5 protein-coding genes are annotated in these 17,119 nt (G+C 35.0%); 4 read left to right on the forward strand and 1 reads right to left on the reverse strand.

The window, feature by feature from the left end:
- Window positions 1-27: 27 nt before the first annotated feature.
- Window positions 28-2,511 carry a M14 family metallopeptidase gene (locus BLT80_RS14410; protein WP_092469185.1) on the reverse strand — a complete coding sequence of 828 codons (2,484 nt, stop codon included), beginning with the start codon at window positions 2,509-2,511 and terminating at the stop codon, window positions 28-30.
- A gap of 114 nt (window positions 2,512-2,625) precedes the next feature.
- On the opposite strand from BLT80_RS14410, the gene bshC reads away from it, so the two are divergent.
- The 4 genes from bshC (at window position 2,626) to BLT80_RS14430 (ending at window position 16,855) form a co-directional block, all read left to right on the forward strand.
- Window positions 2,626-4,233 carry a bacillithiol biosynthesis cysteine-adding enzyme BshC gene (gene bshC, locus BLT80_RS14415; protein WP_092469187.1) on the forward strand — a complete coding sequence of 536 codons (1,608 nt, stop codon included), beginning with the start codon at window positions 2,626-2,628 and terminating at the stop codon, window positions 4,231-4,233.
- A gap of 3 nt (window positions 4,234-4,236) precedes the next feature.
- Window positions 4,237-5,607: a pyridoxal phosphate-dependent decarboxylase family protein gene (locus tag BLT80_RS14420; RefSeq protein WP_092469189.1), complete on the forward strand. Its 1,371-nt coding sequence runs from the start codon at window positions 4,237-4,239 to the stop codon at window positions 5,605-5,607.
- 569 nt (window positions 5,608-6,176) lie between these two features.
- Window positions 6,177-11,228 carry a discoidin domain-containing protein gene (locus tag BLT80_RS14425; protein WP_092469191.1) on the forward strand — a complete coding sequence of 1,684 codons (5,052 nt, stop codon included), beginning with the start codon at window positions 6,177-6,179 and terminating at the stop codon, window positions 11,226-11,228.
- A 461-nt stretch (window positions 11,229-11,689) separates the two neighbouring features.
- On the forward strand, window positions 11,690-16,855 hold the full coding sequence (locus BLT80_RS14430; RefSeq protein ID WP_175455624.1) for a PQQ-dependent sugar dehydrogenase: 5,166 nt from the start codon (window positions 11,690-11,692) through the stop codon (window positions 16,853-16,855).
- The last annotated feature ends 264 nt before the right edge of the window (window positions 16,856-17,119 follow it).

A 17,119-nucleotide genomic window follows, 5' to 3' on the forward strand; every position in this document is an offset into this window, starting at 1 on the left:
AAACTGTATCTAATTTTTTAAAGCTATTTATAATTCATAAGCATTGTTATTCACAAAGAAAATAGAGTTCACTAAAAACAGTTTTCCATTTTCCCAGAAACTTCTAAAAAGTGTATTATCTACCATGTAAATAAAACTACCATTGCCCATATGTTCTTCACCAAATACTAAGGTTTGGTCTAAACTTTTCAATGCATCTTTTCCTGCAAAACCAGAATATACTTTGGTGTTATTTAAGTAAGCTACATTGTAGCCACTATCTAATAAACTGTACGCCGTACTACCTAATTTTAATGTGAAGTAATTGTCGTCATAACCAAAAGCCATAGGATGTGTATGATCTACTTTTGCGTTAAAAATAGCTCCTGTAATTAAGTTGTTACTGTATTCGCGTTCGCGATCTGCATAAGCGGTTAGGTTGTCTTTCTTTTCAACGTTATCTTCTTGCTTTTTATAATTTAGGCTAAAGCCATCTTTACCAGCAAAGCTTCGCAGTGCGCCATCAATAGCAATCACTTTCCCTCCAGCGCGTACCCAGGTTTTTAGTTTAGTCATGTTGTCGTCCGTAAAAACTTTTCTGTAATTACCATTCGGAAGAATTAGAACATGGTACTTGTCTAAATTTATGCTTCCAAAATCATCTGTATTGATTGAGGTTAAAGGATAGTGCAATTGCTGCTCAAAGAAATGCCAAATTTCACCATAACTTAAGGACGATGTACCCTCGCCAGAAAGCACAGCAACCTTTTGCTTGTTTATTAGTTTAATATCTGGTGAGCCGATATCGGGTGTCGTTTGTGAAAACCCTGAATTAATTTCCGTCAACGATTGTGCCTGTTCTTGAGCAATCGTATTTAAGGTTTCTAGGAAGTTTGTAATGTGTTTATTGTCTCCTTTAGTAATGATTAATGAACCACGTTCAAATTTATTGTTATTTGATGTGAAAGGTTTTTCTGTAAAACGGACTTTGAAATTATGTTTCAATAGCGCTGCTAAAAACTGAGCATCATCCATAGAATTCCATTTACTAACATAGCCGTAAGTATCGGTTAACGTTTGTAGTTCTTTTTTACTTAAAAGTGTTTCGCTCGGAATTTTGGTAGTGCTCGCCATCGCTTCTAATCCATAAGCATAAGGTAATGACCAAGCTGTGATATCGTAAGTTAAAGAATCCGAAAGTTTAGCATTTGGTTCAAATAAGGCTTTTACCATTTTACCTTTGGGCTGGTTGGCATGTACAACTAAAGCCTTATTGTCAATGTTTAGAGAACCTTGTTTTCCGGTAGCATAATTCATGCCCGAAACTTTAGATGTTCTGGCATTTTCGAATGTGATATGGTGTTTGTTTAAAAGTGTTTTTAAGCTATTCAATTTATCTTCATTCCCTTTTAAAACGTAACTTTTATATTTTAAGTTGGAATTGTCAAAGAATTTAGCAAATTCAGTATTTAATTTTTTAGCATTTTTTGAAGCCATTTCAACCGTTGAAAGTCCAGAGGTTGTATGATGCGTTAAGCGCTCCACTAAAGTTAAAACGTGGCCTTCATCATTAAAGATGCCTAATCCTGCCATACCATGTCCACCTTGCTCGTAAGTCATTCCCATAGCTCCCATAAAAGTGGGATAGGTGTCACCATAACTCGGATAAAACAAATCGAAACGTTCTCTGGTAAAAAACAACCAACCTTCAGCATCAAAATATTTAGCGTGATTTTTTCCAATTTCGGTTTGAAAATCACGTTGCCAATCGGTAATCACTTCATGAAATGGTTCTGCAGCAGGTGCAAAATAATACGGTTCGTTAATACCTTGTTCATGAAAATCGACATGCACATGAGGCATCCATTTGTTATAAACCTCTAAACGTTGTTGTGTTTCTACTTGTGATGCCCAAACCCAGTCTCTGTTTAAATCAAAAAGGTAATGATTTGGTCGTCCTCCTGGCCAAGGTTCATTGTGTTCACTGGCTTGTATGTCTATATCATAAGGCTGACTTGCCGTTTCATTATACCAGTTGATATAACGATCACGACCATCAGGATTCATGGAAGGATCAATAATTACAACCGTATTTTTAAGCCACTCTTGTTTTTCAGTAAGTAATTTAAATAAGGTGAGCATTGATGCTTCTGAGCTTGATGCTTCGTTACCATGAACGTTATAACTTAACCACACAATGGCAATATCATCTGCAGAAGATTCTCCGTCTAATAATCCAATGTTTTTTAAATTATTTTCACGAATCGTTTCAAGATTTTTAATGTTTTCTTCGCTAGAAATATAAGCCAAATACAGACCTCTTCGTTCGTTTGTTTTACCGTAGGTTTCTAGTTTTACTTGGTTTGGAACTTGTTTTTCAACCGTTTTAAAGTAATCGATAACTTGATGATTTCGACTAAATTGTGTGCCAATTTCATAGCCTAAAAAGTCATTTGGAGATGAAATGGTTTGGGCAATTAATGAAAGTTGAAAACAGAAAATAATAAGAAGAGAAGTAACTAATTTTTGCATTGAAGTTGGTTTTATTTTGATGCTAGTAAATATACGTAGCATAAGTGAATTAACTAAAAATTAGGAATTAAAATAATGAAGAGCCTTATATTTATGCCATAATTTGAGATTTGTATGCCAACCGATTATATCCCATTTAGAGAAACTAATTATTTCTCAGACTTTATCTGTAATTATTTAGACCAAAAACCGGAATTAAACGACTTTTATAATCGTTTTCCGCTGTTGGAAAATTTTGAAGCTCAGATAGAAGAGAAGCAATCAAATAATGATGATCACTTTGCGAAGAATCGACAGGTGTTAGTAAACACTTTATCCTCGCAATATAAAGATATTGAAACCTCAGATGCCACGGCTGAGAATATCCAAAGCTTAGCTTCTAAAAACACGTTTACAATTACTACAGGTCACCAGTTGAATTTATTTACAGGGCCACTTTATTTCTTATATAAAATTATTTCAACCATAAATTTAACCAAGCAGTTAAAAGAAACCTATCCAAAATACAATTTTGTGCCAATCTATTGGATGGCTTCGGAGGATCATGATTTTGAAGAAATAAATTATTTCAATTTTAGAGGTAAAAAAATACAATGGAATTCTAAACAAACCGGAGCAGTTGGTCATTTTGATACCGAAGGTTTAGATGAGGTATTTGAAGTGATTTCTTTAGAATTTGGAGCAGGAAAAAACGCAGAACAATTAAAAGCATGGTTTAAGGAGGGATATCTCAATCATAATAATTTAGCGGATGCGACTCGTTATTTGGCAAACGCGTTATTTGGAGAACACGGTTTAGTTATTTTAGATGCCGATGATAGCGAACTGAAACGTTTGTTTATTCCGCAGATGCAAAAAGAAATGTTAGAACAAACGGCATTTAAAACCGTTTCTGAAACCAATAAGAAGTTAGAAGACTTAGAATTAAAGATTCAGGTAAACCCAAGAAAAATCAACCTCTTTTATATTAAAGATGGTTTACGAGAACGTATTATAGAAAGTGATGGAGTGTATTCAGTACTCGATACTGATATTACATGGAGCGAGGGTGAGCTATTAGAACACCTCAATGAGATGCCAGAGCGATTCTCTCCCAACGTCATCATGCGTCCGTTATATCAAGAAGTGATTTTACCAAATCTCTGTTACATCGGTGGAGGCGGAGAAATGATTTATTGGTTACAATTAAAATCTAATTTTGAAGCTCAGAATGTGACATTCCCGATGTTGTTATTAAGAAATTCAGCGTTAGTAACATCTAAAAAGCAAGCCTCAAAACTTGAAAATTTAAATATTTCAAACAAAGATTTGTTTTTAGATAGGCATTCATTTATCAATAAAAAAGTTCGAAAAATTTCGAATATTGATATTGATTTTTCAGAGCAAATTCAACATTTAGAATCACAATTTAAAGGGCTTTATGATTTAGCAGACCAAACTGATAAATCTTTTGTTGGAGCTGTAAAAGCACAAGAGGTCAAACAAATAAAAGGATTAAAACAATTAGAAAAACGGTTATTATTAGCTCAAAAACGAAAATTAGCAGATCAAATTGAACGTTGTACAGAACTACAAGAGCAATTGTTTCCTGGTCAAAGTTTACAAGAACGAAATACAAACTTTTCTGAATTGTATTTAGAATATGGTGATCAGTTAATTCCTGAAATACTAAAAGCCTTAGAACCTTTAAAAGGTGAGTTTTTAATTCTTAATTTAGAATAATTCATGCATAAAATTGATATTGAGCTTGTTGAAATGACCTTAGATGTCATGAAATATGTCATAGGACGAGTTTCAGCAACAGAACATAAAATTGGAAAACCAAGAAAATTTGAAGAATTAAAAGCATCTGTTGGGGAAACTATAACCGAAAAAGGAGTCGGAGGAGAGTATGCTTTTAATCTGTGGAAAGAACATTTAGCAAACGCAAATGTGCCCGTAGATCATCCTCGTAATTTAGCGTTTGTGCCAGCGTCACCAACCAAAGCGGCTATTATGTTCGATTTAATTACGTCGGCATCGAGTATTCACGGAGCCTATTGGATGGAAGGTGCAGGAGGTATTTTTTGTGAAAATGAAGCTATGAAATGGATGGTGTCCTTAACAGGTTTACCAGAAGGCGCATTTGGAGTGTTTACCAGTGGTGGTACAGCAGCTAACTTATCAGCTATTGTTACAGCAAGAGAACATTGGAGAGAAAATCCAGAATACCAGCGCGAAAAAGGATTAATTATTACGTCTATTGGAGCACATTCATCTGTAAAAGCCATGGCAAAAGTCGCTGATGTAGATATTGTGATGGTAGATTCTGAAGAACATTTAACAGGAGAGGCTCTTAAGGAAGCTATTGCTACTTTAACTGAGCATCAGCGTAAATGTTTATTCGCTGTGGTAGCTACGGGAGGAACAACCAATGCTGGGATTATTGATGATTTGGAAAGTGTTTCAAAAGTATGTGAAACGGAAAATCTATGGTTTCATGTTGATGCTGCTTATGGAGGAGGGGCTTTAGTTGCCGATTCGGTTCGTCATTTATTTAATGGTATTGAAAAAGCAGATAGTATTACTATAGATCCGCATAAATGGATGTTTTCTCCTTACGATTGTGGGGCTGTGATTTATAAGAACATGGAATTGGCGAAAAATGCCCATTCACAACAAGGTTCGTATCTCGAAATCTTTAAAGACGAAGGCGCCCATGGATTTAATCCAACTGATTATCAAATTCAATTGACGAGGCGTGTTAGAGGTTTACCGCTGTGGTTTTCTTTAGCAACGCATGGTACAGACCGTTATAAAGAAGCGGTTGAGCGTGGTTTAGAATTGGCACAAATTGCAGGACGACTTATCGAAGCACATCCAAATTTAGAATTGGTGCGAGAGCCAAGTTTGTCTTGTGTTCTTTACAGAAGAATAGGTTGGCAACCCGAAGATTACACACATTGGACTTATGAAAATCACGAAAAAGGATTCGCATTAGTTACACCAACCAAATGGAAAAATGGGGATACTTATGAGACTTGTTCGCGTTTTTGTTTTATCAATCCAGATACCACTGAGAGAGATATTGAAATGATTTTGGATACGATGTTATAAAGACGCAATTATTACAATCAGTATCTGAGCCTGTATATTATAAACGAGCTATTTCTTAAAGAATATCACCAATAGCGTCCTTTCCTAATTTTTAATTAGTTTTATAAAAAAGTGATTCTACTTAGATGTCTAAGTAGAATCACTTCTTTTTATGAAAACAGTTTCAATTCGTTGTACATTTTGATGAAATTTTGTCAATTCGAATGAATTTTAAGATTGAATGAATTTCATGATTGAAATAAATGAAATTTGTATTTAGAGTAGGAATTTTCGTTTCTAAATTAGTTGTGGATCTAATTTGTTTTATCAAAATATTTCTCGGACTGGCATTACGGAAAACATTTAAATATGAAGGCGCAACGATAGTATAAATATTTTAACCCTAGTAGGTTAGCGCCTCTGTTTCCCTGCAAATAAGATAGTTTGTCGAAAATAAGAGCAGTTCATCTCAATTAATACTTTTTGTTAAATTTTAGTGTGTAATTTGTATAATTAAAGGGAAGTGATATCTGTTTATTCAATCAGAATTATACTAAACTTTAGAAACTAACCCAAATCTTGCTGCTATTATGATTAACTTAAAGTATTCTAAATTTTTTTTCCTATTTCTAATTATAGGTTTTAAAGGCTTTTCTCAAAACCCAGAAATAAATGGTCAATGGAGCAATCCAATTCCTTTCGATATTGTACCTGTGGCTTTAGCCAATTTGCCAGATGGTAAATTGATTACATGGTCTTCAAAGTATCATCATGATTTTGGGGGGGACGACGGTTACACATTCACTCAAATATTTGATCCTTCTATTGGTACAGATGGTGCGGTTTTTCCAAGAACAAGAACAAATACAAATCATGATATGTTCTGTCCAGGTATTAACAACTTGGCAGATGGAAGAATTATGGCAACAGGGGGAAGTTCAAGTGAACGCGCTAGTATTTATGATCCTAAAACAGAAACATGGAGTAGGGCAGATGACATGAATATTGCTAGAGGCTATCAAGGTGCAGTTACCTTAGCAGATGGCTCAGCATTTACGATAGGTGGTTCATGGAGTGGAGGTGCTTATGGAGGTAGAACAGCAGAAATCTGGACGGAAGATTCTGGATGGACTGTACTTAACGGATTGCAAGGAGAATTACTTTGGAACGCGGCAGATAGTAGTGGTGAGACAGAAGGTCAGTTTAGATTAGATAACCACGCTTGGTTATGGGCCGCTCCTAATGGTAAAATATTCCATGCAGGTCCAGGAGAAAGAATGCATTGGCTTGATGTTAATGGAGATAACGGTAATGGTTCTTATGTAGATGCTGGTCAAAGAGGGGATGATGAATATTCTATGAATGGTAACACTGTGATGTACGATATAGGAAAGATTTTAAAAGTAGGTGGAAGTGAGACCTATGCTTCTAATACACTAAGTAATGAAAAGGCCTATGTTATTAATATCAATGACGAGAATAATGTTACAGTAACTCGTACAACTAATGATATGGCACACGCAAGAATATTTGTAAGCAGCGTGGCACTTCCTAATGGAGAAGTCTTGGTTTTGGGAGGTATGAATACGGCTGTCGCATTTTCGGATGTTGGTGCTCACTTATCTGCTGAAATGTTTAACCCTGCTACTAATTCATTTAGAACATTAGCTAGCATGCAAATACCTAGAACGTACCATAGTGCTGGCATACTTTTAAATGACGGTCGTGTTTTTATAGGTGGAGGAGGTCTCTGTGGTAATTGTCCAACAGGTGGAGCTAATCATCCCAATGCCGAAATTTATAGCCCACCATATCTATTTGATGATAATGGAGATTTAGCGATTCGTCCAACTTTAAATTCTCCAGATAATGCTTATTATGGAGTAACATTGCCCGTAACCGCTTCGTTAGACGTTACTGAATTTTCTTTTGTTAGAATGTCGTCTTCAACGCATAGTGTAAATAATGAACAACGTAGAATTCCAGTTGCTTATACAGGGACTAATGGTAATTATCAACTAGCTATGCCTAATGCAAATATATTACCCCCAGGATATTATATGTTATTTGCCTTAAATGCAGATGGTGTTCCAAGTATGTCTGAAGCTGTATTAGTTGGTTCTCCAGATTCTAGAATTAAAGGAGCTAATCTATTAGTGGAATTTGATTTTTTTGAAGGAAACGGTTCTGATATTACGGATACTTCTGGTAATGATAATAATGGTGTAATTAAGGAATATAATGATAGTGGAGCTGATGTACCACTTAGTGCTGGTTATTGGAATCAGAATGGTTTTTCAGGAAGTTCACTTCAAATGGATGGTATGGAATTTAATAGTAATACGATAGTCGAAATCCCTTCTTCTCCTTCATTAGCCGCATTGACCGATCAAATTACGGTTATGGCATGGGTTAATAGAGACACAGGAAGTATAATACCCGAGAATGGTGAGATTCCTAATGTGTCTATTTTTGCTCATGATTATGCCTCTTTTTTCTTTGGATATCACAATTCCTTATATAAGTTGGAATTCTTTACAGAAACCAATGGTCAGGCCAGTTGTTATACTGGAGAATACAATCCTGGAGTTTGGGAGCATCTTGTAGGAACTTATGATGGCACTATTGCTAGACTTTATGTTAATGGACAACAAATCTGTAGTGATATTGTATCAGGTAACCTTCAAATTAATACTACGGATCCACTATATGATACGTTTACCCTTTCTGGTTTTTATGATAAGCGTCCTGCGCCGGTTGTAGGATACGGAAACAGTAGTGGTGTCACAGATGAGCTAGATGGAAGTATGGATAAGTTTAAATTATATAATGTTGCCCTTTCACCTGAAGAAATACAAAGTATATACGACAGTGAACGCGGAGTAGTGGTAGGAGATAATTCGTGTGAAAATTTAGAGATAGTTTATGACATAAATGGAGACATAGATAGTGGGTTTTCAGAGATTTCAGTTAACGTAGGTGATGATGTAGGATTATTTCTTAATTCAGAAAGCATTGATTATACTTTAAGAGCACCAGATGGTAGTATTATAAACAGTAATGTTCTTGATGATATTACGCTTGCGCAATCTGGACTATATTCAATAAATAGTACCTTAAGTAAATCACTAATATTCCCAGTGGATCCTATTTTAGTATCTGTAGACAGTGAGGAGATTGTTACTGAAGCTGCTGGTGCATTAAATGCACTTGACAACAATCCTGCTACTTTTTGGCATACAGAATGGGCACCTCCTGGAGATGATAATGATCCTGATTACCCTCATGAAATAGTTTTAGATTTAGGTGAAAACTCAGGGTCATATGGCCTTACGTATTTGCCACGTCAGACAGGAGTAAATGGTAGAATCGGTGATTTTGAGATTTATGTAAGTAATTCTATTTCAGAATGGGGTACTCCTGTAGCGACTGGAACAGGAGGAAACAATACGACCTTACAAACAGTTACTTTTCCATCAACGGAAGCGCGCTATTTACGCTTCTTAGCGCTTACGCCAGCAATTGCAGGTCAAAATTGGGCATCGGCTGCTGAGATTACTGTTATAAAACCAGTTCCATCTGTTATTTATGTAAATAGTGAAGAGTTGACTTCTACTCAGAGTGGCAGCAGCGCAAATGCAATTGATGGTGATCCTAGTACCATTTGGCATACAGAATGGAATCAAACGACGACCGCATATCCTCATGAAATTCAGATAGATTTGGGAGAGGAGTCAAGTGTGATGGGTCTTGAATATTTACCGCGCCAAGGTGTCACATTAAATGGTACAATTGCCAATTATGAAATTTATGTTAGTAATTCAACTTCAAATTGGGGTTCAAGTGTCGCTTCAGGAACATGGGCCTATAACAATACTTTAAAGACCGTTAATTTCACTGAGAAACAAGGACGGTATATACGCTTACGTGCACTTACAGAAGGAGGGGGAAATGCTTGGGCATCAGCTGCAGAGATTATGGCTTTAACACCAAGCAACCAATGTATTAAAACGATACAAATTAATGTTGAAAATCCAATAACTTATACGTATTCTAATGGTTGGTTTCCTAGTGATCCTAATGGTTTAGCTACAAGTATTGATACTATTATAATTAATGAAGGTGACGCTGTAATTTCTAGCAACACATCTTGTAAAGATTTAATAGTTGAAGCAGGTATGTCATTAACCGTAAACACAGGTATAACCCTAACAGCAAATACAACGACGTTAAATTCAATATCACAAGAGTATTCTAGTTTAATTGTTGAAGGAGTTGTCGATGGTGAAGTTAGTTATAAGCGTTATGTTAATAAAATAGGAACGTCTGTAAGCGGAGGTAATGATCTCATTTCTTCTCCTGTAGAAAATGCAGCCTTTAATAATGATTTTGAAAAGGCAAATTTAAATTTGCCACAGAACCCTAACAACTTTGGAGAATTTGCATTTGCACCATATAATGTAGCTGAAGGTGCATATCAGAATTTTAATATAGGAGCTTATCGTACCGAAGAATTTCCACTTACATCTGGTACCGGCTACAGAGCCGCTACATTAGATGGAGGTACGTTAACTTTTAAAGGTACTGTAGGAAACAATAATATTTCAAATGTACCTATTACGGATGCCTCAGCTGGTTTTGCATGGAACCTTATTGGAAATCCATATCCTTCTTACCTTGATTTTAATGAATTCTTTACTGCTAATGCAAATGAATTTGAATCTAACGGTGCGTTTTTGGCTGTTTATGGGTATGATGGGAATGCTTCTGATGGATGGACAGTTTGGAATTATGCTACTATTGCCGATCCAAACATTGCTGAATTAATTGCGCCTGGTCAAGGTTTCTTTGTGAAAGCTCAGTCTGGTGGTGGATTAGTTAATTATACAACCGCCATGCGTCGTAAAGGTTCTTCTGATGATTTTATTTTAGGAAGATCTTCAACTTCTAATTTTGTATCGAATAAACTAAATTTAACTAGTGACAATCACAGTAGTTCAACACAAATCTACTTTATAGAAGGTACGACACGCGGGTTAGATGTTGGGTTTGACGCAGGTTCTTACAAAGGGAGTGCTACTGATTTTTCAATATTCTCAAATTTAGTAGAAAGTAATACAGGCATAGATATCGCTATCCAATCTTTACCTTATACGGATATAAATGATGTTGTTATTCCTATAGGTGTAAATTCAGAAGCAGGAGTTCAGCTAAGTATAGGAATTGAAGATATATCTTCATTGCCAGCTAATATTAAGATTTATTTAGAGGATGCTTTAGAAAACACGTTCACACTACTAAATAACGCAGATTATGTATTCTCACCTGTTACGGATTTAAATGGTACTGGTCGTTTTTATATTCATTATTCTAATTCAGTATTATCCTTAAAAGATAGTGAGTTAAATAATTTACAAATATTTACAACAGCTAATCCGAAATTATTAAATATCAAAGGAAAGCTAAATGCCGCTTCCATGGTCAACTTATATGATATTCAAGGTCGATTGGTATTAAATAAAAAAATCAATCAATTTAATTTATTAAATACTATTAATATTTCAAATATTGGAACGGGAGTATATATTGTAAAAGTATTTAATGATAGTCAAATTAAGACACAGAAGCTTGTGATTAAATAGTTAGTAATAAAATAATAATTAGTAAGAAGTTGTCTTTAATAAAAGGCAGCTTTTTGTTGTTTAGGTACTATAAGAACACATGTAGTAGTCAGTAAACTCATTCTGAAAAATGGCAAGAGTGATTATCTCCTAATCCGAGTTTAAAAGGACTTAATACTAATTTTAGGTAATTGTATTTTGAAAATTGATAAGGTGTATTGATCAGTTTATTTAATGTCGTTGAAAACATAGTTTTATTGTAAAAAAATATATAGCCTAAATGAATTTTTGAGCTGAATATTTTGCTTTTTTAAAATAGAATTTATCCAATAATATCCTTTTCAATTTAGAGTTTGTAATTTTTCCTACTTAGCTGGTATTTAGATAGTTCGTCGATGAAAGATGTAGTTTGCCTAGATAAAGTTTTTATTACAATTTAAAGGCTTTTCTTTATTATGCTATTAATACAAACTCTTCAACAAATGAATTATTTTTCTACTAAGAAAAACAAGATTTCTATTTTGTTTTTTTGTTTATCCATTTTTGCTATTTTAGGTGTGGCACCATATTTTTTCGGGCCAGGTCTTACTCAACCAGAAGCTGTTGGGACATTTTTAAATGGAAAGTTTCCTGATGTTACAGCATCTGCTAATCCATACCAACCAGTTTTTTCTAATCTTACATTTAATTCACCTTTAACATTTACTGCTGTTCCAAATAGTAATGTATTGGTAGTAGGTCAGCAAAATGGTGAGATTTATTGGTTTGACAATAATAATACAGTAGCAACAAAGAACCTTGTAGCAGATTTATCTAATGAAGTAGGGGTAGTTTGGGATGGTGGATTTTTAGGTCTAGAAGTCCATCCTGAATTTGGTACACCAGGTAAAAATTATTTTTATACATATTATACCTCTAAAGATCAAAATGGTAATGATTATCCTGATGCTTTTTTGAGTGGTTTTGGGTGCTATAAGGAGGATTATTGGGGAGGTTTTCTTTATCTAAGACGATATGAAGTTAATCCAAATACATTTACAATTGTTCCAGGATCAGAATTAACCATGCTTAAAATGCGAATGTTTAGTTCTACCCACCGAGGAGGAGCCTTAGAATTTGGAGATGATGGATTTTTGTATCTGTCAACAGGTGAGCAGTCGGCTTATACTAAGCCACAAAATATAACGACAAACTTAGATGGTGGTGTTTTACGTTTTGATGTGAATGAAGACCCAACAAAAAGTCATACTCCAATTAGAACGTTAAACACAGGGCGTTTTAATGATGAAATATCTGGAGTAGGTTATGGTATTCCTAATGATAATCCATTTCTAAGTCCTTCTGGTCAAAATTTTGAAGAGTATTACACTATAGGGCATAGAAACCCACATAGAATGACCAAAGATGCTTTAACAGGTACTATGTATATTGGAGAAATTGGTGAGGGTACACATGAGGAAATTAATATCGTTAGTAAAGGTAAAAATTACGGATGGCCTGTTTATGAAGGTAATGTCGCGGGACCTGGTGCAAATTGTGGTGGACCAGATGCTGGATTGTATAATAATATGCAACAAGAAAGTCCTTTAGTTGCCTTTCCGCGTTCAGAAGCTAATGCTCTAATGGGTGGTTACGTGTATCGTGGAACGAATATGCCAGAATTTTATGGTAAATATATATGTGCAGATTATGGGCTAGGTAAAGAAATTTGGGCTGTAGATACAACTACAGGTGTCTTTAACTTAATAACAGCATTTAATCCTGCAGCTCCACATCAAAATACAAATATTATATCTTTTGGAGAGGATAACCAAGGTGAACTTTATTTGTTAACCCAAGGAAATAATGTTCCTCTTTATAAAATGACACAGGTAAATGAGTCTCCACTCGATGACGTACCTCAATTACTTTCAGAGACTGAAGCATTTCTAAATTTAGCGACATTAACTCCAAATTCTGGGGTGCTACCTTATGACTTAGTAGAATCATTTTGGTCAGACGGAGCAGAGAAAAAACGATGGATGGTAATTCCTAATGATGGTTCACATAATACTCCACAAGAAAAAATCAGTTTTTCTGAAGACGGAGATTGGGAATTTCCAATTGGTTCAGTACTCATAAAGCATTTTGAAATGCCTATAGATGAATCGAATCCTAGTATAACGAAGCGTTTAGAAACAAGGTTTTCAGTTAAGGCGAGTTCGGGTAATTTCTACTTTTTAACCTATAAATGGAATGATGCGCAAACGGATGCTGAATTGTTATACGCTGGTCTAGAAGAAGATATTGAGATAACAACAACAAACGGAACTCCGAGATATCAAACATGGGCTTATCCAAGTACTCAAGATTGTATCGCTTGTCATAATCCGGCAACTAAAGGAACTTTAGGACCTCGAACTAGAAATTTAAATTCTAACATCACGTATCCGAAAACCTCAATAAATGCAAATCAATTAGTTACCTTAAGTCATTTGGGTATTTTAGATGAAACCATTGATGATAATACCGTTTTAGGATATCAGACGCATAAGGCTATAGGTGATCCTAATGCTAGCTTAGATGAAAAGGCAAGATCTTATCTCGATAATAATTGTGCCTACTGTCACAGACCTGGTGGATCTGGAGAAAGAGCTCAATTTGATCTAAGATTGTCTAACACGTTATTACAAACCGGTCTTATGTTTGCGGGAACAAATACACCTGTAGACGGTTTAGATAAAATTGTTATAGCGGGAGACGCAGCCAATTCTATTCTTTTTCATAGAACAGAAAGTGTTGATCAAACTGTTGCTATGCCTCCAATTGCTAAAAATGTAGTGGATCAGCAAGGAGTAGATCTTATTGAAGCATGGATAAACCAGCTTGATCCTAATTTTGAAGATCCTACAATTCGTGCTTGTACTTATATTGTAACCAACGTAGCGAGTGGGTTAGTTATGGATATAGAAGGTGTGTCTCTTGCTAATAGTGCAGATGTACATCAATGGCAATATGTTGAAGGGGCTAATCAGCAATTTTATGTAGCGCCTGATGGAAACAATTCTTATACGTTCAAAGCAGTTCATAGTAATAAAAATATAGATGTTGCAGGGCAAGGGCAAGCTCCAGGGACTAATGTGATACAATACCAAGAGAATGGTACAATTGCCCAATTATTTACATTAGAATTTCTAGGAAATAACGAATATGCCATAAAAAGTAATGCTAATAACCTATATTTAGGTATAGAAAATAATTCTACTGCTAACGGTGCTAGTATTAAGACGTATGTGAATGATGGCTCTGATTTTTTTAAATGGACATTCACAGAGTTAAGTGTTCCTGTAACTGGAGTCACAGTTTCGGAAGAGCAATCAACAATTTTCACAGGAGAAAGCTTAGCTTTAACAGCTTCTGTATTGCCTAATAATGCCTGTGAGCAAAATGTAATATGGTCATCTAGTGATGATACAATAGCTACCGTAGATGCTTCAGGAAATGTAGTAGGACTAGCTGAAGGTGTAGCCTCTATTACTGCGACAACAGTTGAGGGAGCATTCACAGATGTGGCGCAGATTACAGTAGTATCAATTGAATGTAATGGAACAATTGTAGATCATACAGATCCTGTAGGTACAGGAACCATACTAGCGAGAGCAGAAATTAATGCTGCAGAAAACAGGTTTAAGGCTTTTGATAATCTGAAGACACAGAACAATTTTAGCAAATGGCTAGATAATGGAGGTAGTCCAACAGTGGCTAATCCAAGTCATATTTCTATTGAGTTTGATGGTCCTAAATGGGTAAATAGATTGATAATTACAAGTGCTAATGATGAGCCAAATAGAGATCCTGAAGATTTTAGACTTCTAGGGTCTAATGGAGGGAACTTTACTGAAATAAGTAGTTGGACAGGAGTACATTTTCCAAACCGTTATCAATCTATCGAATTCACATTTTCTAATGCAACGGCTTACAAAACATACCGATTAGAAATCACTAAAAATGGTGGGGATCCTGAAGGTATGACGCAGTTAGCGGAAATAGAATTGATTGGTTGTGCAGTTATACCTGGTATAACTTATACATTTGATAATAATGTTTGGTCTCCAAGCAATCCTAATGGTGCTTCCAATTTAAATGATGAAATAATAGTTGAATCGGGTGTAGCAGTAATTTCTTCTAATACGATATGCGAGACACTAACTGTGAATGCTGGTGCAGCAGTAACAGTAGATTCAGGTGTGACATTAACGGCTAATACAACCACATTAAATTCAACATCACTATCGTATTCTAGTTTAATTGTTGATGGTATAATTGAAGGAACAGTAAAATATGAGCGCTATGTTAATGCTAATGTAGGAGGTAACGATCTTATTTCACCACCACTTTCTGGTCAAAGTTGGGAAAGCTTTTTACTTTCAGGTAACAATGCAACAGATATATTAAATGACGGAAACAATAATCCAAGAACTTATTTATTTGGTCCTTTTGATAAAACTGCTGATAGTTATATCAATTACACCGATGACATTACTACAACTTTAAAGAGCGGAATTGGTTATAGAGCAGGAACTGTTTCGGGAACTAATTTAACCTTTACAGGTGCTATACCTACAACAGCAATTACTGTAGATATAATCAACTCTGGTGCAACTTATCGCGATTGGAATTTAATTGGAAATCCGTACCCATCGTATATTGATTTTGGGGATTTCTTTACAGAAAACTCATCTCAACTAGACTCTAATAGTGCCTACCGAGCTCTATATGGTTATGATGGCAATACTTCAGATGGATGGACAATTTGGAACTTGGCTACAATCGCAGATGGATCAATTAATGATTTAATTACACCTGGACAAGGCTTTTTTGTGAAGGCTAAATCAGGTGGAGGAACTATTGAGTTTACAACAGCAATGCGAAGAACAGGTAATTCTGATGATTTTATTTTAGGAAGACAACCCGTTTCAAATATAGCATCTACAAAATTATACTTAAATAGTGCAGATAAAAGTAGTTCTACTCAAATTTACTTTATTGAAGGTACAACTAGAGGGTTAGATGTTGGTTATGATGCAGGAACGTTTAACGGAAACACCTCTGAATTTTCAATATTTTCAAACCTTGTAGAGGATAATAATGGTTTAGATATAGCTATTCAATCTTTACCTTATTCCGATTTAGGTGATGTTGTAATTCCTATTGGAATTAATGCAAATCAAGGAGAGCAAATTGCATTTAGTATAAGCGAAACCACTTTGCCAAATACAGTAGAAGTGTATTTAGAAGATCGCGTCGCTAATACGACTACATTGTTAAATTCAGGGGATTATACATTTACACCAAATGTGGACTTAAGCGGTACGGGGCGTTTCTATCTTCGTTTCGCATCAACAGTGTTATCAGTTGACGACAATGACTTCGATAATTTACAGATTTATACCACTACAAATCCGAAAACAATAGTGATTAAAGGATCACTTAATGCTGCTACCAAGGTTAATTTATATGACATTCACGGTCGTTTAGTATTAAATCAATCCATAATTCACTTCGATTTAATAAACACTGTCGATGTTTCAAGGGTTGGAAGTGGAGTTTATTTTGTAAAAGTATTTAATGATAGTCAAATTCAGACGCAAAAGCTTATTATTAAATAGGTTATAACAAATGAGTAATAGCATCCAAAAGCTGTCCTTATTTAAAAGGGCAGCTTTTTTTGCTTTTGGCTAAGCTTCAGAATTAATCTGATGAGGTATAATTAAAGTAATTATCAATATAATAGTGTATTTATAAAGGTTTTTCTTTTTTAGACTTAAGTTGAACGACTTTTAATAAAACTGAGATATGACAAAATATAAAATTTTAATAAAGAAAATTAATCTAAAAAATCATAAATCATAAAACGTAATTTCCAAATCAAT

It is taken from the genome of Winogradskyella thalassocola, from assembly GCF_900099995.1.
Classification (GTDB): Bacteria; Bacteroidota; Bacteroidia; order Flavobacteriales; family Flavobacteriaceae; genus Winogradskyella; species Winogradskyella thalassocola.